At 72.1% G+C, this 20,433-nt stretch carries 15 protein-coding genes and 1 pseudogene; 14 read left to right on the top strand and 2 right to left on the bottom strand.

The features are described from left to right. Window positions 1–39: 39 nt before the first annotated feature. The 12 genes and pseudogenes from E6W39_RS00200 (at window position 40) to E6W39_RS00145 (ending at window position 18,457) form a co-directional block, all read left to right on the top strand. Window positions 40–1,935, top strand: a complete 1,896-nt coding sequence (locus E6W39_RS00200; protein WP_141631679.1) for a formyltransferase family protein — start codon at window positions 40–42, stop codon at window positions 1,933–1,935. Then, a complete protein-coding gene (locus E6W39_RS43880) occupies window positions 1,847–2,191 on the top strand; it encodes an AMP-binding protein (RefSeq protein WP_141631678.1) in 345 nt (114 codons plus the stop codon). Before E6W39_RS00200 ends, E6W39_RS43880 begins: the two co-directional genes overlap by 89 nt. Then, window positions 2,158–2,829, top strand: coding sequence for an AMP-binding protein (locus tag E6W39_RS00190; protein ID WP_141631677.1), 672 nt, complete (start codon window positions 2,158–2,160; stop codon window positions 2,827–2,829). Before E6W39_RS43880 ends, E6W39_RS00190 begins: the two co-directional genes overlap by 34 nt. A gap of 100 nt (window positions 2,830–2,929) precedes the next feature. Beyond that, window positions 2,930–8,014, top strand: a complete 5,085-nt coding sequence (locus E6W39_RS00185) for a type I polyketide synthase (RefSeq protein WP_181798989.1) — start codon at window positions 2,930–2,932, stop codon at window positions 8,012–8,014. A gap of 92 nt (window positions 8,015–8,106) precedes the next feature. Further along, window positions 8,107–8,559, top strand: coding sequence for an RpiB/LacA/LacB family sugar-phosphate isomerase (locus E6W39_RS00180; RefSeq protein ID WP_141631675.1), 453 nt, complete (start codon window positions 8,107–8,109; stop codon window positions 8,557–8,559). Continuing rightward, a complete protein-coding gene (locus E6W39_RS00175) occupies window positions 8,556–9,284 on the top strand; it encodes an SDR family NAD(P)-dependent oxidoreductase (protein WP_141631674.1) in 729 nt (242 codons plus the stop codon). Before E6W39_RS00180 ends, E6W39_RS00175 begins: the two co-directional genes overlap by 4 nt. Next, the gene (locus E6W39_RS00170; protein ID WP_141631673.1) at window positions 9,281–10,459 is read left to right on the top strand and encodes a hypothetical protein; all 1,179 of its coding nucleotides are present in this window, start codon (window positions 9,281–9,283) and stop codon (window positions 10,457–10,459) included. Before E6W39_RS00175 ends, E6W39_RS00170 begins: the two co-directional genes overlap by 4 nt. Before the next feature lie 88 nt (window positions 10,460–10,547). Then, window positions 10,548–11,747, top strand: coding sequence for a pyridoxal-phosphate dependent enzyme (locus E6W39_RS00165; protein WP_141631672.1), 1,200 nt, complete (start codon window positions 10,548–10,550; stop codon window positions 11,745–11,747). Window positions 11,748–11,771: 24 nt separating this feature from the next. Beyond that, complete coding sequence (locus tag E6W39_RS00160) at window positions 11,772–12,929, top strand: cytochrome P450 (protein ID WP_141631671.1); 1,158 nt, start codon at window positions 11,772–11,774, stop codon at window positions 12,927–12,929. 7 nt (window positions 12,930–12,936) lie between these two features. Beyond that, window positions 12,937–13,512, top strand: a complete 576-nt coding sequence (locus E6W39_RS00155) for an HAD family hydrolase (protein WP_141631670.1) — start codon at window positions 12,937–12,939, stop codon at window positions 13,510–13,512. 62 nt (window positions 13,513–13,574) lie between these two features. Continuing rightward, a pseudogene (aspS, locus tag E6W39_RS00150) lies at window positions 13,575–15,316 on the top strand (aspartate--tRNA ligase). 1,068 nt (window positions 15,317–16,384) lie between these two features. Next, a complete protein-coding gene (locus E6W39_RS00145; RefSeq protein WP_228717869.1) occupies window positions 16,385–18,457 on the top strand; it encodes a HelD family protein in 2,073 nt (690 codons plus the stop codon). On the opposite strand, the gene E6W39_RS00140 is transcribed toward E6W39_RS00145, so the two are convergent. After that, window positions 18,434–18,814, bottom strand: a complete 381-nt coding sequence (locus tag E6W39_RS00140; protein ID WP_141631669.1) for a hypothetical protein — start codon at window positions 18,812–18,814, stop codon at window positions 18,434–18,436. The genes E6W39_RS00145 and E6W39_RS00140 overlap by 24 nt on opposite strands. Here E6W39_RS00140 and E6W39_RS00135 point away from each other — a divergent pair. Together E6W39_RS00135 and E6W39_RS00130 are read left to right on the top strand one after the other, a co-directional pair. Then, window positions 18,802–19,770 (top strand): alpha/beta hydrolase, encoded by a 969-nt coding sequence (locus E6W39_RS00135; RefSeq protein WP_228717852.1) that lies wholly within the window; start codon window positions 18,802–18,804, stop codon window positions 19,768–19,770. The two genes, E6W39_RS00140 and E6W39_RS00135, sit on opposite strands and share 13 nt — an antisense overlap. A gap of 55 nt (window positions 19,771–19,825) precedes the next feature. Next, window positions 19,826–20,041: a hypothetical protein gene (locus E6W39_RS00130; RefSeq protein ID WP_141631668.1), complete on the top strand. Its 216-nt coding sequence runs from the start codon at window positions 19,826–19,828 to the stop codon at window positions 20,039–20,041. A gap of 46 nt (window positions 20,042–20,087) precedes the next feature. Here E6W39_RS00130 and E6W39_RS00125 read toward each other — a convergent pair whose 3' ends face one another. After that, window positions 20,088–20,381, bottom strand: coding sequence for a DUF1330 domain-containing protein (locus E6W39_RS00125; protein ID WP_141631667.1), 294 nt, complete (start codon window positions 20,379–20,381; stop codon window positions 20,088–20,090). Between the last annotated feature and the right edge of the window lie 52 nt (window positions 20,382–20,433).

Here is a 20,433-nt window from a genome sequence, read left to right as displayed (position 1 = left end):
GCCAAGGGCCCCGTCAACAAGAGCAGCCGAGGACTAGACATGCACAGCTCCCTCCTCACGGCCTACCTGGTCGGCAGCGGTCCGCTGGCCCGCGCCTGTGCCGAGCACCTGCTCGCGCAGGGGCACCCGGTCCTCGGGATACTCACTGCCGACCGGGCGCTGGCCGACTGGGCCGGGCAGGCCGGGCTGTCCGTCCACGACTGGTCGGAGCCCACCCGCCCCTTCGAAGTCCCCTCGCACGACTACCTGTTCAACATCGTCAACTGCCGGATGATCCCCGAGGCCGTGCGACGCGCCACCCGGCTTGCGGCGGTCAACTACCACGACTCCCCACTGCCGGCGCTGGCCGGCTACTACGCCACCACCTGGGCCATCGCCGACGGGGCCACCACGCACGGGGTGACCTGGCACCTGTTGGAGGGGCCGATCGACTCCGGGGGCGTGCTGGCCCAGCGCGAGGTGCCGATCGAACCGGACGATACGGCCGTCACCCTCAACGCCCGCTGCTTCGAGGCGTCGGTCTCCTCCTTCCACGACCTGGTGGCCGGCCTGCGCGGCGGTGGCCCGCGCGCGATCCCCCAGGACCTGTCGCGGCGCACCTTCAATGCCCTGCAGACCCGGCCGTCCGGCGGCGGACTCGTCGACTGGGGATGGCCCGCCGCCCTGCTCGACCGCCATGTCCGCTCCCTGAGCTTCGGCCCGACCGGCAACCCGGTCGCCGCCCCGAAGACCCTGGGGCCCGACGGGCTGCTGCTCCTCGACGAGTTGACGGTGACCGACCGGGCATCGACGGCCGAGCCGGGCACCGTCACGGCGATCCACGGCGGCCGACTGACCGTCGCCACCGCCGACTTCGACGTGCGGGTCGCACTCCGGCCGGCGCGCGGCGCCGCAGACTCGGCGGGTGCTGACGACACCGCGGACACCGCGGCCGCGCTGCCGCCGGGCACCCGCCTGCCCGCGCTCGCCGAGGCGGACCGCCGCGCCCTGCGCGAGCTGTGCCAGCGGGCCGCGCCCGCTGAGCGGCGCTGGACTGCGAGCCTGGCGCGGCTGCTCGCCCGCCGCCCGGTCGGCGACCCGCCCGCTCGGCGGCGGAGCCGGCCGACCGGGGAGCGCTTCACCCTCGACACGCAGCTGCGCGCGGACCTGGCGGCACGCGGCTGGTCCCCCGCCGCCGCGGTGGCCGCTGCCTACCAGGACGTGGTGACCGCCAGCGGCCACAGCCCGGCCGAACTGTGGTGGAGCAACGACCGGTTGCGCCACCTCGCCGGCCTCGGCCGCGGCCTGCTGACCGACATGCTGTGTGCCGCTCCGGAGGCCGAGGTCGCCGGCACGGTGGGTGCGGCGATCGAGGGTGTGACCCGCCTGATCCACCGTCACACCGCGCTCGGCCCCTACCCCGTCGACCTGGTGGACCGCACGCCGGCGCTGCGCCGCATCGCCGCCCGCGGGAGCAGCGACAACCCGTTGCTCGCTTTCGGCCTGACGTCCGCGCAGGCGGCCGGGCTCGCGGCCGGCCGCCGGCTGGCTTTGGTCGCCGACCCGGGAGAGACCTCGTACACCTGGTGGACCGACCCGACCGAGCTAACCGCCCAGGACACCCGGCTGCTCGGCGAGCGCATGCTCTCCTGGCTGCGCGGTGCGGTGGTGGTGGGTGGTGGGGGTGTGGTTGGTGGGTTGTCGGTGTTGGGGGTTGGGGATGTGGGGTTGGTTGCGCGGGTGAACGGTTCGGTTGGGGGTTTTGGTTTCAGGGGTTTGGCGGGGGTTGTGGCGGGGTGGGGTGTTGTTGCTGGTGGGTCGGTGGCGGTGTGTGGTGTGGGTGGGGTGTTGTCGTTCGGTGAGTTGGATGTGCGGGCGGGGTTGGTGGCTGCGGGGTTGGTGGCTGCGGGGGTTGGGCGGGGGATGTGGTGGGGTTGCGGTGGGGCGGGGGGTTGATCTGGTGGTGGCGTTGTTGGGGGTGTGGCGGGCGGGGGCTGCGTTTGTGCCGTTGGATGTGGAGTATCCGGTGGAGCGGTTGCGGTTGATGGTGGGGGATTGTGGTCCGGGGGTGGTGTTGGGGGATGCGGGGGGTTTGTCGTGGTTGGAGGGTTCGGGTGTGCGGGTGTTGTCGGTGGGGGAGGTTGAGGGTTGGGGGTTGCTGCTGGTGGTGGGGTGTGTGTGGAGGTGGGTCCGGAGGAGTTGGCGTATGTGATGTATACGTCGGGTTCGACGGGGCGGCCGAAGGGCGTGATGGTCCCGCACGGCGCCGTCGCCAACCACATGGAGTGGATGCGCCGGGAGTTCGCGGTCGGCCCGGGCGACCGGGTGCTGCAGAAGACCCCTATCAGCTTCGACGCCTCGGTCTGGGAGTTCTTCCTGCCGCTGTCGGCCGGCGCCACCGTGGTCTGCGCCGAACCCGGATCGCACCGCGATCCGGCCGCGCTACTGGCCCAGACCCGCGCGGCCGGCGTCACCATCCTGCAGGTCGTGCCCGCCATGCTAGGCGCGCTGCTCGACGAGGGCGGCCTGGAGCACTGCGAGAGCCTGCGCGAGGTCTTCTGCGGCGGAGAGCGCCTGGACGCCACGGTGGTGCGCCGGTTCACCGCCGTCAGCCGGGCACGGCTGACCAATCTCTACGGTCCGACCGAGGCCACCATCGACACCCTCTTCTGGTCCGCGGACCCGGCGCTCGCCGACCAGGAGCCGCCGTTGGGCTCCCTGGTGGCGAATTGTCAGGCGTTTGTGGTGGATGGTGTGGGGCGGTTGGTGCCGCCGGGGTGCGGGGTGAGTTGTGGGTGGGTGGTGCCGGGTTGGCGTTGGGGTATTGGGGCGGCCGGATTTGACGGCTGAGCGGTTTGTGTCGGGTGTGGTGGTGGGGGCGGGGCGGTTGTATCGGACGGGTGATGTGGTGTCGTTGGGTGGGGACGGGTTGTTCCGTTTTCATGGGCGGGTGGATGACCAGGTGAAGGTGCGGGGTCATCGGGTGGAGTTGGGTGAGGTGGATGCGGCGTTGGTGGCGCATCCGGGGGTGCGGGCTGGTGCTGCGGTGGTGGTGGGTGGTCGGTTGGTGGGGTGTGTGGTGCCGGTGGCGGGTTGGGGTGGTGGGTTGGTGGGTGGGGTGCGTCGGTTCGTGGCGGGTGTGTTGCCGGGTGGGTCGGTGCCGGGGTCGGTGGTGGTGGTGGAGGGGCTGCCGGTGACGGTGAACGGGAAGACGGATCGGCGGGCGTTGGCGGGGTTGGTGGCGTCGGTGGTGGGTGTGGAGGTGGTGGGGGAGTCGTCGGCGGTGGTCGGTGGGTCGGTGGTGGAGGTGTTGGCGGGGTTGTGGCGTCGGGTGCTGGGGGTGGCGGAGTTGGACTGGTCGGTCGGCTTCCAGCAGCACGGCGGCGACTCGCTCCAGCTGATGACCCTGCGCCGGCGGGTGCGCGAGCAGCTCGGCGTCGAGCTGCCCATCGCCGACTTCTTCCGCTATCCGACGCTGCGGGACCAGGCCGCACACCTGGAGCGACTGCTGGGCTCCGCCGCCCCACCGGAGGCCGACGCGGCGCCGGACAACCCGGACCGGACGACCGGGGACGAGCCGATCGCGATCGTGGGCATGGCCTGCCGGCTGCCCGGTGCGCGGACCGTCGAGGAGTACTGGCGGCACCTGCTCGCCGGGACCGACCTGCTCACCACCCCAGCCGAGCCGTCGGCCGACGGAGCCGCGAGCGATCCGGCGGGCCACCCGGTGGCCGCGTACGGCCCGGTGCCCGAGTACGACCGCTTCGACGCCGAGCTGTTCGGCTACAGCCCCCGTGAGGCGGAGCTGATGGACCCTCAGCACCGGGTCTTCCTGGAGACCTGCTGGGAGGCGCTGGAGGATGCGGCGATCGACCCCCACCGCGAGCGCGCGGCGATCGGTGTCTTCGCGGGCAGCGGCCACAACGGCTACCTGCTGCACAACCTGCTGCCGAACCGGGAGGCGCTCGACCCGCAGGGCGGCCTGGCAGCGCTGCTCGGCGGGTCATCGGACGCGCTCCAGCTGCTGATCGCCAACGACAAGGACTTCCTGGCCACCCGGGTCTCCTACAAGCTCGACCTGACCGGGCCGAGCATCACCGTGCAGAGCGCATGCTCGACCTCGCTGGTCGCCGTCCACCTGGCGGTGCGCAGCCTGCGCGCGGGTGAGTGCCGGGCGGCGCTGGCCGGCGCGGTCTCGCTGCGGGTCCCGGCGGACACCGGATACTGGTACGAACCCGGCGGAATCGTCTCGGCCGGCGGCCGCTGCCGGCCGTTCGACGCCGACGCCGACGGTACGGTCTTCACCGGCGGCGCTGGCGTGGTGGTGCTAAAACGGCTCGGCGACGCGCTGCGCGACGGCGACCGGATCCACGCCGTGGTGCGCGGTAGCGCCGTCAACAACGACGGGGCCGCCAAGGCCGGCTTCACCGCTCCCGGTGTGCCGGGCCAGCAGGCGGTGGTGCGCGCGGCGCTCGCCGACGCGGGCCTGCGGCCCTCGCAGATCGGTTACGTGGAGGCGCACGGCACCGGCACCGCGCTGGGCGACCCTCTGGAGGTCGCGGCACTCAGCGCGGCTTGGGACGCGCTGGAGCCGGGCCTGCCTCGGCAGGGTTGCCCGATCGGCTCGGTGAAGGGGAACATCGGGCACACCGACACCGTGGCGGGTGTCGCCGCGTTGATCAAGGCGGCCCTGGTGGTGCGCACGGGTGAACTACCGCCCACGGTCAACCACCGCACCGCCAACCCGCACGCGGATTTCCCGCGGACCCCGTTCCGGGTCGTCGCCGACCGGCCCGCTCGGCTGACCGGGACCGTCCGGCGGGCGGCGGTCAGCTCGCTCGGCGTGGGTGGCACCAACGCCCATCTCGTACTGGAGCAGCCGCCGCGCCAGCCGCCCGGGCCGACCGCGGCGGAGCCGCAGCTGCTGGCCGTCTCGGCCCGCAGCGCCGCGCAGTTGCGGCAGCTGACAGAGCGTCTGGACCAGGTGCTGCACGAGGCCTCCGGCGAGCAGCTCGCGGACGCCGCGCACACGCTGCGCACCGGCCGCAAGGCGCTGCCGCACCGCGCCGTCCGACTGGCCGCGGCCGGTGCGCGGCCCGGTCCGGCCTTCCGCTGGCAGCACGTCGAGCCGCGGCCGACCGATGGGCCGGCCGCCGGCAGCACGGTGTTCCTGCTACCCGGCCAGGGCGTCCAGTCCCCGGGGATGGGGGCGCTGCTGCATCGGGAGGAGCCGGTCTTCCGGGCTGCCTTCGACGACTGCGCCCGGCTTCTGAGGCCGCTCACCGGCCTCGACCTGCCGGGGCTGCTCTTCGAGCAGCCGCCGGCCGAGGCCGAGCGGGCACTGGCGTCGACCGCGCTCGCCCAGCCCGCGCTCTTCGCCGTGATGTACGCCCTGGGCCGGACCCTGGAGCACTGGGGCGTCGAGCCGGCTGCGCTGATCGGGCACAGCGTGGGCGAGCTGGCCGCCGCCGCGCTCGCCGGCGTGTTCGAACTGCGCGACGCGGTGGCCCTGGTGGCCGAGCGGGGGCGGGCCATGGCGGACTGCTCGCCCGGCGCCATGTGGGCGGTACGCGCTCCCGCGGGTGAGGTCCGGGCGGCGCTGCCCGCGCGGCTCACCGTGGCGGCCTGCAACGGCCCGGACGACCTGGTGGTCGCCGGCCCGCCGCAGGCCGGGGCCGAGTTCGCCCGGCGGTGCGCCGACCGCGGCTGGCCGGTGCGTCGGCTGGCCGCCGAGCGGGCCTTCCACACCGCAGCGATGGCGCCCGCCGCCGAGCGCATGCTCGGGGTGTTGCGCGGCGTCCGGCTCGCGCCGCCGACCCGGCTGCTGGTCTCGACGGTCACCGGACGTCCGCTGACCGCCGAGCAGGCCAGGGACCCGCACTACTGGGCCGGCCAGGTGGTCGAGCCGGTGCGCTTCGAAGCGGCCCTGGCGCACGCGCTGCGGTCCTTTGACGGCCCCGGCACGCTCGTGGAGGTCGGGCCGGGGCGAACGCTGACCCAGCTCGCTGCCCGCAGGCCGGGCCGGCACGGCGGCCTGCGCTTCGCCGCCCCGCTGCCGGACGGTCCGGCCGAGCCGGAGCGGCAGCGGGAGGGCCTGCTCAAGGCGCTGGGCCAACTCTGGTTGGCGCAGGCGCCGCTCGACTGGAGCCGGGTGGCACTGTTGGGCGGGGGCAGGCCGATCAGTCTGCCGACCTACCCGTTCGCGCGGGACCGGTACTGGATCGGGCCGCCGGTGGCAGGAGAGGGTACCGGCGCGCTCCGCGGGCGGGCCGCCGAGCCGCCAGCCGGGACGCATCCGGCGGGACGGTCGGCCACCGCCACCGTGTACACGCCGGAGTGGGCCCGGGCCGCCTCGTCCGTCCGCGCCGTGGCACCGGGCGGCGATTGGGTGGTGTACGCCGATGCCGATGGCGCGGTGAACCCGCCGCCGGTCGACGGTCCGGCGCGCTGGATACGGGTCCGTCCGGGCCGTACGTACCGGCGACTCGGGGCCGAGGCCTTCGAGATCGACCCGGAGAGCTTCGCCGACCACCGTCGGCTGCTCGCCGAGCTCGCGGGTGGCGGCTGGAAGCCATCGCTGCTGTACGGCTGGCCACTGGACCGTACGCGAGACCCAGTGGATGGCGAACTCGCCCAGCACGCCCTGCTGTTGGCCCACCAAGCCTGGCGCTCGGTGTTCCCGGCGCTGCCGGGTGTGCTGGCAGTGGTCGGGCAGGGGGCCTTTCCGGTGCTCGGCACCGAGGCGGTGGACCCGGCCCAGGCAGGGCTGGCCGCGCTGACCGTGGTGCTCGGCCAGGAGGACCCGCTCAGCCGTTGCCAATACCTGGACCTGGACGCCGGCGCGCCGCGTCCGCCGGCCACCGCCCTGTGGCCGGCCGCGGTGGCGGCCCGCGCGGACCGCAAGGTGGCGCACCGCGGTCGGCACCTTTGGGTTCCGCAGTACCGCCCGGCACAGCTGCCAGTGTCGGACCCGGCTCCGGTGCGGAACTGCCTGGTCGTGGGCGGCGGCCGGCTGGGCCTGCTGCTGGCCGAGGAGCTGGCCGGGCGGGGCGCCGCCGTCCTGCTGGCCGGTCGGTCGCTCGCGGACGACGTCACCGTGCCACCGCGGCCCGCCCGGGCGCCGGCGCGCCAGGACCGCTGGGGCGGCCGAGTGGCGACCGCACGGGCGGACGTCACCCGGCCGGACAGCCTGACGGCCCTGCTGGACCGGGCCGAACGGGAACTGGGCCGGCTCGACCTGGTGGTGCATGCCGCCGGCACCACCGGCGACGCCGCGGACGTGTTGCTGCAGGACCTGGCCTGGCCGCGAGCCCGGCAGATCATGGCGGCCAAGACCGACGGAGCCCGCAACCTGGTCGCGGCGCTGCGCCCGCGCGACTTCGGCCAGTGCGTCTTCTTCTCCTCGACCGCTGCGGTGCTGGGCGGCGTGGGACTGGGCGCATATGCTGCCGGGAACGCCCAACTTGACGCGCTTGCAGCCGAGTTGCATCGTCAAGGGGACGATCGCTGGCTGAGCCTCGGATGGGACACCTGGCAGCAGTCGCAGCGGACGCCGGACGCCGGGATCGGCAGCCTGGGCACTGCCGAGGCACTGGCCGCGTTCCACCGGATCCGCGCCGTACGCAGCGGACCGCATCTGCTCGTCGGCGCCCACGACTTCGCCGCGCGCCAGGACCGCTGGGGCGGCCGCCCGGCCCAGGCCCCGGCCGTAGCCGACGCCGCGGTACCGGCTGCGGCCGAGGACGGCACCCGGCGGGCGGTCACCGGCCCACAGCTCCCCGATGGTGGGGCGGACGGTGGGGCGGACGGCGGAGTCGAGCGGGCCCTCACCGCCATCTGGGCCGAGGTGCTCGGGCACAGGCACTTCGGCCCGCAGGACGAGTTCCGCGATCTCGGCGGCGACTCGCTGGCGGCGACCCGGGTGGCGGCCCGGATCCGGCTGCACCTGGGCCGGGACATCCCGTTGCGCAGCGTGCTGAAGGCTCGCACGCTCACCGACCTGACTGCGGTCGTCAGCGCCATCCAGGGCAGTTGACGACGGTGGTGACCAGCCGTCACCGCCGGTTCACGAACTGACGGACTGGCAGTTCTTCTGCCAGTCAACCGAGACGAACAAGGAGAAGCACCATGAGCAACACTGTCCTCCTCGCCTACGACCCGATGGGCGCCCTGCTCGCCGAAGCGGTCCGGGAGACCGTCGAGGCCGCCGGGCGGACGGTGGAGACGGCGGTCGGCTCGGGGGACCGGGACTACCCCGGCCTGGCCTGGCAGACCGCTGAGCGGGTCGCCGACGGCGGCTACCACTCGGCGATCCTGATCTGCGGCACCGGCCTCGGCATGAGCATCACCGCCAACAAGGTCCGCGGCGTGCGGGCAGCCCGCTGCACCGACGCCTTCAGCGTCGAGAAGGCGCGCCGGAACTCCGATGCCAACGTCCTCGCGCTCGGCGCCGAAGTGACGGCCCCCGCGATGGCCAGGACACTGGTCGAGACCTGGCTCCACCACAGCTTCGACTCGGCACGGTCGGTCCCCAAGCTGGCGGAGATCGCCCGGCTCGAGCGTGCGGGCGCCGTCGCATGACCGGCGACGCGACCGGCCTGCCCGTCGCCTGGGTGGTCGGCGCCGGCGGGATCGGCAGCGCCCTCGGTGCGCGGCTGGCCGCCGACCACCGGGTGGTGCTGTTCGACCGGGTCCGCCCTGCGGAGGCGGCCGGCGCCGAGGCGTTCCACCAAGTCGACGCGGCCGACCGCGCCGCGTTCGGGGCCGCTGCGAGCGGCGCCGTCCGCGACTACGGGTCGCCCGCCGTGGTCGCCCTGACCCTCGGTCACGTCTCCTCCGCCACCGTCCACGAGGCCGCTCCGGAGCAGGTCGACCGGATCGTCCGGGACAACTTCACGGCCTGCGTCAACGTGCTCCACACGGTTCACCGGCAGACGCGCGGCAGTTCGTGCGCCTGTCTGGTCGTCACCTCCAACGCGGCCCTGACCGCACGCCCGAACCAGCCGCTGTACGCGGCGGTCAAGGCGGCGGTGGCCGCGCTGGTCCGCAGCCTCGCGGTCGGCTGGGCGGCCGACGGGATCCGGCTCGTCGGGCTCGCCCCGGGCACGGTGATGGTGGAGCGCAACGCCGAGCGGGTGCGGAGCCAGTACCCGGCCGCACCAATGGCTCCTGGCCGCCCGGGCGGCCGGCTGGTGACTCCTGCCGAACTCGCCGACTTCGCCGCCGCACTGCTGCCGCACGTCGACCAGCTGACCGGGCAGGTGATCGCCTTCGACGGCGGCAGCACCCTGGAGGCCCGTCGGTGACCGCGACGATGCTGCGGGACGAGGCCGACCTGCTGGCCCGCACCCTGCTCGACGCCGTACCGGGCCTGGTCGTCACAGCCTGGGGGAGCACGGCTCGCAGGGAGCGCACCCCCTCCAGCGACCTCGATCTGATGTGCTGGAATCCCGGCGGTGCGGAACTGCCCGCGCTGACCGTCCAGTACGCCCAGTACCTCGACCTGGTCGCCTGCACCGGCGGCCGTGGAGCGCTGCGCGGTTTCGCCACCGCCAACGCCACCGACCTGCACGCGGTGATGTTCAGCGAGGTGATCGGCGGTGACCCGGCGCTCGTCTCGGCCTTCGAGGAGGTGGTCGGCGACCTGTGGCGGGACAGCCGGCTGCGAGCCCAGGAGGTCTGCCACCTGCTCGCCACCGCGGTACTGCTGCCGGCCGTGCACGGCGCCACGCTGTACCGCCCGGAGAAGTTCGCGCTCGGCGCCACCCGCTGCTGGACCGCGCTGGCCGAGTGCGGTGCGCTGATCGAGGGCCGCTCCCGGCACCACGCCACCGAACCGGTGCTCGGTGCGCTCGCGGCGCAGGGGCTGGTGGAACCAGGCGCACCGGCGGCCTTCGCCACGGCCATGCGGCTGCGGCGCGACTGCGAGCAGGGCCGAACCAGCCACCGCGAGCAGCAGGTGCGCCGGGCGGCACTGGCCGCCGAGTTCCTCGCCTCGGTCCGCCGGCTGCTTGACCGCCGGCACGACTGGCTGGCCGCCAATGCCCCGCTGGACAGCGAGGTGCTGCAGCAGCTGGCCGCGGTGCTGACCGGCACGGCGATACCGGCCCGGGCGGAGGGGACGGCGTGCCGCTCGGAGCCGCAGGCGATGCTGCAGGTCTTCCTGGCGGGCTCGGCCCGGCAGGTGCGGGCGCAGCTCGAACGTGCGTATGGCGGTAGTTGGTGGGTGCGCCATGCAGCCCTGATGAACCCGCACACCGACGCCGCGACCCTGCGGCTGATCGTGCGTCAGTCCGCCTCCCACCGCCGCCGGTGGGCCGACCGCAACCTCCTGCTGTACGCACTGCGCCACCCGAACGCCTCGCAGGGCCTGCTGGACGACATCGCCCGCCGCGGCCACCCGCTGCGCCCGATGGACTGCGAGGCGGCCAGGGCCGCGGCCGCCGCCCTGGCCGACCGGCGCTCGCACCACAGCCGCTGACCATCCGCGGCCCGCGCCGTCGCAGTTCACCGCATCACGCCACCTCACGACACCCCCAACTGACGCCATCCCAAGAGGAGAGATTCCGATGACCGATCAGTCGATCAACCAGCTGGCCTGCCCGTCCTGCCCGGACCGCGTCCCCGCCGACGAGGAGATCCTGCAGTACCGCTGCGGCGGGTGCGGCGAAGCGCTGCGGCTGCAGCTGCCCGCGCCCCGGCCCTTCGTCGAGCTGGTGGCGGCCGAGCGCGGCCTGCCCTGGCGCTACCCCGAGCTGGTGCCGGTCCAGTACGAGCCCGAGCTGGACGACCACGTGCTGCCCCGAGTGGTGCGCAGTCCGCAGCTGGAGTCCCGGCTCGGCGTCGCCGAGGTGTGGCTGGTCGACGGCACCGCGCTGGGCACCGGCACGTTCAAGGACTTCGAGGCGGCCATCGTGCTCGCCGCCGCCAAGCAGCACGGCCTGCGCCGGGTCTCGGTGCACTCCACCGGCAACACCGCGCTGGCCTACCGGCACTACGCGCAGCGTGCCGGCGTCTCCTGCGCCGGGTACCTGCCGCGGCTGAACGTCGACAAGCTGGGCGACATCACCGCCGACCCCGAGCAGCCTCTGTACGCCATCGACTGCGCCTACGCCGAGCTGTCGGCGAAGGCCAAGGCGGCGGCCGCTGCGGACGGGCGGGTCCACCTGGCCCCGTTCGACTGGAAGCTGGAGGGCAAGTCGGTGCTGGCTTCGGTCATCTACGAGGCTGCCCCGCAGGTGGACACCATCGTGCAGACCGTGGCCGGAGGCTACGGACCGCTCGGCTTCGAGGTCGGCTTCGAGCGGCTGAGTCAGGTGGTGGACACCCCGGCGGGCGTGCTGTGCGACCGTCGGTACCGCCTCTACCAGCCCGGGGACGCCGACACCCTCACCTGGGCCTGGCAGCACGGCATCGACCGGATCGAGGACAGCGAACTGCGCCTGCCCGAGGACCCGTTCGAGCCCACCCTGCAGTCGACGAACCCGGTGGCCACGCTGCCGCAGCTGCGCGCCGGGCTGCCCGTCGGCAGCACCCTGGAGTCGGTCCCGCCGAAGACCGTTGAGGACCTGCGTCCGGTGGTGGACGAGATCCTGGCGGAGGCGGGCATCGCCCTGGACTACCAGCGTGAGAAGTCGGGGTACATCTCGCTCACCGGCTTGCTCAAGTCCGAGTTCGACCCGGCGGCCCGGCTCGCGGTGGTGGTCTCCGGCTCGCGGGCGTTCGCTGCGCCGGCCGGGCCGGGCAGCTGGCACCTGGCCGGCAACTGACCGCCGCGCACCGCGAGGTACCGCATGCACGCCATCTTCGCCGACTACTCCACCAGCGACCCGCGTGCCGCTCTGCACGCCATGACCGCCCAGCCGGTCTCGCGCGAACCCAGTACCGGCGCCCTGCTGGTGACCTCCTACCAACTGGTCCAAGAGCTGCTGCTCCACCCGGCGCTGACCAACATGGCGCAGCGCGACCCACTGGCGGACGCGGACCTGACCGCGCAGCAGGTCGAGTTGCACCGACCTGTCCTGCGTTTCTTCCAGGCCTGGGGACACCACCACACCATGGTGCGGGACCGGCTCCGACCGGCGTTCAGCCGTTCGGCCTGCGCGCCGATCCTCCACCAACTGGCACTCGATTGCGCAGAGTTGCTCGAACAACTGAGCACCGAGTCGGTGCCGGTCGACTGGATCGACCGGTTCTGCCGCCCCTACGCCCTACGGCTGCTGGCCGCGCTGTTCGGCGCCACGTCCGCGCAGCTGGACACGCTTGCCGGGGCCACCGAGGGGCTGATGGCCTACCTGGCCAAACCGCGCGCCCACCTGGACGACGAGGTGGGCGGCCGAGCCCGGGAGTCGCTCACCATGGCGCAAGCCGCGGTGCGCGACACCGTCCTCGCGGAGCCGACCGCCCCGCTCGCCCTGGCGCTGCGTGAGATCGCCGACGACACCGGACTCGGTGAGCAGACCGCAGTCGCCGTGGCCGTCCAGATCATCACCGGCACCCTCGACCCGCTGGCTGCCGCGCTGGCCGAAGCGGCACAGCGCTACCAGTCGAGCGCGGCGGCCCGGCCCTACCGGGCGGCCGCCGACGAGGCGCTGCGCCTGAGCTGCCCATTCCGCTTCGCGGTCCGGTACGCCACCGAGGAGTTCCGGATCGCCGGGCACACGGTACTGCCTGGTCAACGCGTGCTGCTGGTGCTGGGCTCGGCCAACCTGGACGAAGAGGTCTTCCCCGACCCGCTCGCCTTCCTGCCCGGCCGCGAGGCCCGCCCTCTCAGCTTCGGCTGGGGCGTGCACCATTGCGTCGGCGCGACGCTGGCCCGCGGTGCGCTCGACATCCTCGCCCGGACCCTGGACGAGGGCGGTCGCACCCTGGAGGTCGTGCCCGGGTCGCTGCGCCGGGTAGGCCACCTCGGCGCCGACCAGATCACCGCCCTGATGGTGCGCGTCGGATGAGGCCACCGTGATCATCGTGTTCGACCTGATGGGCACGCTCGTCCACGACCCCTACCGCACCGCCTACGCCGAAGCCGCCGGCTGCACCTTCGAGGAGTTCCAGCGGGCTCGCCCACCGGAGCTCTACCATGCCCTGGAGCGCGGCGAGATCACCGAGGCCGCATACTGGCGGGCACTGCGAGCCAGCGGCCTCTCGATCGACCCGCACCGCTTCCACCGACTGCGCAGGCAGGGCCAGCAGTGGTTGCCCGGCATGCGCCGGCTGGTGGCGGACTGTGCGGCACTGCACCGCACCGTGATCGGCTCCAACTACCCGGTGTGGATCCGCCAAGTGGCCCGCGATCTGCTCGGCGGCCTGCCGATCGAGGTCCACGCCTCCTGCGACCTGGGCGTGCGCAAGCCCGCCGCCGGCTTTTTCGAGGAGATCGCCCGGCGCGCTGGGCACCGGCCGCAGGACCTGCTGCTGATCGATGACAAATCGGAGAATACCCGGGCACTCGAACAACTCGGCGGCCTGACGGTCACCTTCACCGATTCCCGGCAGGCCCGCGCGCAGCTGCGCGGTCACGGCCTGCTGCCCTGATCCGGGCCGCGTGCGCGACGCCCGCGCCGGGAGCCCTCATACCGACCAATTCGGGAAAGCCCATGCATCCCTACCGATCCCACACCTGCGGCGCCCTTCGCGCCGCCGACCTCGACACCGAGGTCCGCCTCAGCGGCTGGCTGCACAACCGCCGTGACCTCGGCGGCATCCTCTTCGTTGACCTACGCGACCACTACGGCCTGGTGCAGCTCAGGGTCCGCCCGAACAGTCCCGGTTACGAACTGCTGCGCACCCTGCCGCGCGAGTCGGTGCTGCGGGTGGACGGCCGGGTGGCGGCCCGCAGCGCGCCGAACGTCAACCCCGAGCTGGCCACTGGCGAGATCGAGGTTCAGGTCACCGCCGTCGAAGCGCTCAGCACCGCCCGCCCGCTGCCGTTCCCGGTCTTCCCCGAGGACAACGTCGGGGAGGAGCAGCGGCTGACCCACCGCTTCCTCGACCTGCGCCGGGAGCGGATGCACCGCAACATCATGCTGCGCTCGGAGGTGATCGCCTTCCTGCGCGGCACCATGGCTTCGCTGGGCTTCCACGAGCTGGCCACGCCGATCCTGTCCGCCACCTCCCCGGAAGGTGCGCGTGACTTCCTCGTCCCCTCCCGGCTGCACCCGGGTACCTTCTACGCCTTGCCGCAGGCACCCCAGCAGTTCAAGCAGTTGCTGATGGTGGCCGGCTTCGACCGCTACTTCCAGGTCGCCCCCTGCTTCCGCGACGAGGACGCCCGGGCCGACCGTTCGCCCGGCGAGTTCTACCAGCTCGACATCGAGATGAGCTTCGTCGAGCAGGAAGACGTCTTCGCGGTGGTCGAGCGGGTGATGACCGACCTGTTCGTCCGCTTCGGCGGCAGTCGCGAGATCGTCTCCCCGTTCCCACGCATCCCGTACCGCACCAGCCTGCTCAAGTACGGCACCGACAAGCCCGATCTCCGAGCGGAACTCGAACTGGTCGACGTTTCAACCGTTTTCACCGCCTCCGCGTTCACTCCTCTGGCCGGCCGGCACGTGCGGGCGCTGGCGTTGCCCGGCACCGCGGACCGGCCCCGCAGGTTCTTCGACGAGCTGGCCGCTTTCGCCGTCCGGCACGGCGCCGAGGGGATCGGCTGGCTCCGGTTCGGCGCCGATCTGGACGTCACCGGGCCCTTGGCCAACCATCTGACCCAGGACCAGGAAACGCTGTTGCTGAGGGCGGTCGGCGCCGAGCCCGGCACTGCGGTACTGCTGGCCGGCGGTGAGCGCTCCCAGGTCGACCCGGTGATGGCCGAGCTCCGGGTCGAGGCCGCCAAACGCACCGGCCGCTTCCGGGAGGAGGCATTCAGGTTCTGCTGGATCGTCGACTTCCCGATGTACGAGTGCGACCCGGGTACCGGGCGGATCGCGTTCTCCCACAACCCGTTCTCGATGCCGCAGGGCGGGCTGGCCGCGCTCGATGCTGAGGACCCGTTGACCGTGCTGGCCTGGCAGTACGACATCGTGTGCAACGGGATCGAGCTCTCCTCCGGTGCCGTGCGCAACCACGACCCGGACATCATGTTCCGCGCCTTCGAACTCGCCGGCTATGAACGGGCCCAGGTGGAGCAGGAGTTCGGCGGAATGCTCCGCGCCCTCCAATACGGCGCGCCCCGCACGCCGGCATCGCCCCGGGCATCGACCGGATCCTGATGCTGCTGGCCGGCGAGCCCAACATCCGGGAGACGATCGCCTTCCCGCTCAACCAGAGCGCCCAGGACCTGCTGATGGGCGCACCGAGCCCGGTGGGCCCGGAGCGTCTGCGGGAGCTGCACCTCGGGTAGCCCGGCACGGCCCGCCGACGGGTGGCCGGGCCTTCACCAGGCAGGCCGGCCAAGGTCCACCTGATGACCGCCGGCGGGCGGAGGGGGCCCGTCCGCCCTCCGCACTTCGAGGTGGTTGAGCTGCCCGCGCGGGCGAGAGCCGCTGTCGATCCCGGTCTGACGATGCGATCCCGGTTCGGGCGGCGGGCCCGGTCCACTCCGCGCGGACGGGACCGGACCGGACTCGCCATCACGTCCGCCGCCGGTCGCGCAAGGCACGACGGCGGAGGGCATGACGAAGGGGCTGCCCGCGCGGGCGGGCAGCCCCTTCCAGGCCTTGTGGTGCGGCGCACCGGCGGACCCGACTCAGGCACCGGCCCCGCGCAGCTCGGGAGACTGGTCGTCATGAGTTCCTCTCAATTCTGCTAAAGCTTGGGCTACTTGGATCTGAGCCGACCTTTGCTGGGAAAATGTACAGCGGCACGTGACGTCACGTTGCCCGGTGCAGAGCCTCTTCGTCTCGCATTCGTAGCGTGGGGGAGGCTAAGGAAAGCACTAGCACGGAGATTTCTGGCCTGGAGCCAATTAGCTCGAACCGGTGAAGAGTGAGCTGCCTGAGAACGTTCAGCCAAATGCGCAGACCAGTGCCGCATCAGGCAACGTTCGCCCTGCTTGTGACGTTGTCTCGCTGTATTGGGCAGGGACCGTGGCGCTGATCGCGAGGTTAGTCGGGTGTGTTCGTGGCGTTTCAGTCGAAGTCATTGGCGGAAGTGAGGCCCTCGACGAAGGATCCGAAGTCGGGGGGCGAGGGTCAACTCCACGCTGTCGTCAGCATCGAACCACGTCACGGTGGACAGCAGCTCGCCAGTACATCGCCGGCATCCAAGGGCGGGCTCGCCCAGAAGGCAGACGGGCATCGGGAGCGCAATTAGCGATATGCGGAACGGCGGAATGCATGATGCGCCACACGGTCAGCCGTCATGGATTCAGTCGTAGGGCCATAGCTTCACCAGGTAAGTCAAGACTTACCTTCAGGGAGCTTTGACCGTATGGTGTGGCTCGAGTCGAAGGAGCCCCCTGTTGTCGAAAATGAATGATCTCGCTGTGCGTGCGGTTGAATCGGAGCGGGATTATGTGTCCTCCTTGTATGAGTTGCTCACCGAGCGGCTTTCCGAGGCGCGAGTACACCGAGCGAGTGTGCTGAAGGCCCCGGCAGAAAGCGCCGATGAGGCATGCGAGCGAGAAATCGCCGCCGAGCGTCTGGCCAAGGAAATCGGCCGGCTGGAGGGCGCCGAAAAGGGGCTGGTCTTCGGGCGAATCGACTGGACGGATGGCATGGCCCTGCGCATCGGGCGGATCGGACTGCACAGGGAGGAGGATGACTTGCCGCTGCTCGTGGACTGGCGCGCGAACGCGGCGCGGCCCTTCTACGAGGCGACACCGGTCCACCCGATGGGCCTGCGGCGGCGCCGGCACCTGCGCCTCGACGAGCGCACGGTCATCTCGGTGAGCGACGAACTGCTGGACGGGACCGTCCCGACCGACGAGGACGTCGTGGGGGACGGTCCGTTGACCGAGGCCCTGTCGGCACGGCGTACGGGCAGGATGCACGCGGCCGTCGCGACGCTGCAGGCCGAGCAGGACGAGATCGTCCGCTCCGCCCACCGCGGGGTGACCGTGGTGCAGGGCGGGCCCGGCACCGGCAAGACGGTGGTTGCCCTGCACCGGGCTGCCTACGTCCTGTACGCGTTCCCGCGCGCCGCGGAGGAGGGTGTCCTGGTGGTGGGCCCGAATTCCCGGTTCCTCGACTACATCTCCCAGGTCCTTCCCTCGCTCGGAGAGAACGACGTCGTTCTGGCGACCTGCGGGGAACTGGCCGGAGTGTCCACGGACACGGTGGACCCGTTCGATACGGCGCGTCTCAAGGGCAGCTCCGACCTCGCCGATGCCTTGGCCGGCCTGCTGCGCGTCCACCAAGCCCCCGCCGGTGACTTCACCGTGCGGGTCGGACGGGAACTGGTTCACCTGTCCGGCGAGGAAGTCGCCACAGCACGCGACGCCGCCGTGGCAGCCGCACCGGGGCACAACCCCGCGCGCCAGGTGTTCAGAGAGCTCTTGGTCGACGCCGTCACCGACGCGATGCAACGAGACATGGGCGACCTCCTGGAGCAGATCGACGCCGATGCCGTCAGGATGACGGGCCTGGACCTCGACCGGTTCACGGGAGCCGCCCAGCGCCGTGCCGAAGGTGCGGCCGACTCGGGTCCGGTCCACGAGCTGGACCTGGACGCCATCCGAGCCGATCTCCTTGACGACGCCGGCGTCGACCGAGCGGTCGAGGTGTTGTGGCCGCGGCTGGTACCCGGTGACCTCGTGAAGGCGCTCCTGACGAACGCCGGCGCTCTCGCCGAGCACCTGCCCCGCCTCACGGCGCAGGAGCGGTCCCTTCTGCTGCGCGGTCCGGACGACCCGTGGACCGATGCCGATGTGCCGTTGCTGGACGAGGCGGCGAGCCTGGTCGACGGTCCCCCCGAGCGGATGTACGGGCACGTCGTCGTCGACGAGGCGCAGGAACTGACCGCCATGCAGTGGCGGATGATCGTCCGCCGGTGCCCGGCAAGGGCGATGACGCTGGTGGGTGACTTCGCCCAGGCAGGCCCGGTCGCGACGGCACGCGACTGGAAGGAAGCACTGAGCCCCCACGTCGGACCGCGGTTCAAACTGCACAACCTGACCGTCAGCTACCGCACCACGCAGGAGATCCTGGAGAGCGTCCGGGACCTGCTCACGCGGATCGCTCCGGACCAGCAGCCCGCACGGTCACTGCGAAGCGGTGAGAGCCCTCGCACCGTGGCCACACCTCCGGACGGGTTGGTCACCGCCGTCATTCAGGAACTCCGTGCCCAGAGCACCGCGCACCCGGGCGAGCTTCTGGGAGTGATCTGCGCGGAAAGCAGGGTGACCGAGCTGACGGCCCAGGGCATCGCTCACCACGCACGCATCGTGCCGGCGTCCGAAGCACGCGGCCTGGAATTCGACGGGGTCGTCGTCGTGGACCCCGAGGAAATCATCGCGGCCCGCCCCGGTGGGGAAAGGGACTTGTACGTAGCCCTGACCCGGGCCACCAAGCGCCTCTGCTCAATCACCGTCCAGCCCGCCTGACGACTCGGCGCCCGCGTCGTCGCCGCGGGCGCACCCGGCGCGGTACAGCAACCGGCCCGCGCGCACGGGGCTGCTCGCCGCCTCACCCGCTCGTGGCCGCACCCGGCACCACGCGGCCCGGTCCAAGCCGACGACGTTCAGATCCCCTTCGCGCAGCAGGGTGAGGTCGACGTCGAGCTTCGGGTCGTACGCGTCGGGTTCGATGCCGAGTTCGTGCGTGCTGTACTCGCCGAACCTCGGGTCGTTGTCCGAGGGCGGGCCGTAATGAAAATCGGCTGGCTCGAAGGGAGCGGGGCGGCTAGCGTGCGCGCGTGAATCTTGAACCGGGGAAGACCGTGCCCGCCGTGCCCGTTCCACTCGATGCCGAACTCCAGGTCGCATATGACGCCTACATGGCGGAGGAGCCGGAGCTGGCGCCGATGAGCCTCGAAATGCTGCCGGGGATCCGCGCGGAGGTCGACGCCGCGGTGGCGGCGCTCGCGGACCTCAGCCGTGGCGGGCGCTTCACCGTTTCCCAGCCGTCGGTCCCCAGCCTGGACGGCGACCCCGAGATCCCGCTGCTGGTCTGCACGCCCGCTGACGCGCCGGCGTCGCGGCCGGTGCTCTACTTCATGCACGGCGGCGGCTTCTTCTGCAACGATCACCGCACCGGGCTCGACCAACTGCTCGACATGGCCGAGCGATTCGGAGCCACACTGATCTCCGTTGGCTACCGGCTCGCGCCCGAGCACCCCTACCCCGCCCAGATCAACGACGCCTACGCTGGTCTGCTCTGGGCCGCCGACCACGCGGACGAACTCGGCATCGACGCGGAGCACATCGTCGTCACGGGCTACAGCGCCGGCGGCGGCCTCAGCGCCGCGCTCGCCCTGACCGTGCGCGACAAGGGCGGCCCCCACCTGATCGGCCAGCTGCTGATGTCCCCCATGCTCGATGACCGCAACGACAGCGCCTCGGCCATGCAAATGGACGGAATCGAATTCTGGGACCGCAGCTACAACAGGTTCGGCTGGAGCTCGCTCCTCGGCGACGTCCAGGACGGAGCGGACGTGCCGCAGTACGCCGCGCCTGCCCGCGCCACCGACCTGACCGGCTTGCCTCCGGCGTTCCTCGACGTCGGCTCCGCGGAATGTCTGCGCGACGAGATCCTCGCCTACGCCGACCGGATCTGGCAGGCCGGCGGCAAGGCCGAGCTGCACGTGTGGCCCGGCGGAATCCACGCCTTCGACCGGGAGGTCCCCGAGGCACGGCTCAGCAAGGCCGCCCTCGCGGCGCGCCACAACTGGCTCGAGCGACTCCTCGCCACCGACTGACGGTCCCCCGCCAGTAGTCGGCCCTACCGCGCTGGCCGACTTCGTCCGGCAAGCCATGGCCGAACTCCCGGCGATCGCCGGCGCAGACCGCGCGACCACACACCGCTACTTCGACGACTTCGCCCTCCGCCGACTCCCCGCCGCGCTCGCCAGGGCCCGTCAGGACACCGTCACGGCGGCCATGGCACCGCTGGCCGAGATGTTCGCCGACGCTGATGCCACTGGCCTGATGCTGTTCGCGACGGTGCGGCGCGCTGACGAGCCGGGGTGATCCCCCGCAGTCGGCTTCGTGTTCGTCGCCGACGCAGCCTCGATCGTCAGTCGAGGCCTTCGATGATGCGGAAGTCGCGCTCGACGCCGTCAGCAAGTGCGGCCAGCGCCTCCTGGTAAGCCGCGCTCGCACGTGCGGCGACCGCCTGTTCGAAGCTGTCGAACTCGATCAGGATAGTGCGCTCGGCGATTCCGGCGTCGTGTGCGACGACCCGGCTGCCGCGGGCGAGCAGCCGCCCGCCCGCGGCCTTGACGGCCGGACCAGCCAACTTGTCGTAGGCAGCAAGCCTCTCAGGGTCCGCAATGGTGCGGTAGACGCTGACCCAGTAGCCCTTGGCCACGGTACCTCCTGTGTTCGGAATTGATGCTCGGAAACATGTTCAGATCCATGGC

This window comes from Kitasatospora acidiphila, from assembly GCF_006636205.1.
GTDB lineage: Bacteria > Actinomycetota > Actinomycetes > Streptomycetales > Streptomycetaceae > Kitasatospora > Kitasatospora acidiphila.
Note: the sequence above shows the minus strand (reverse complement) of the source record. Positions and strands in the feature narration are given on the sequence as shown.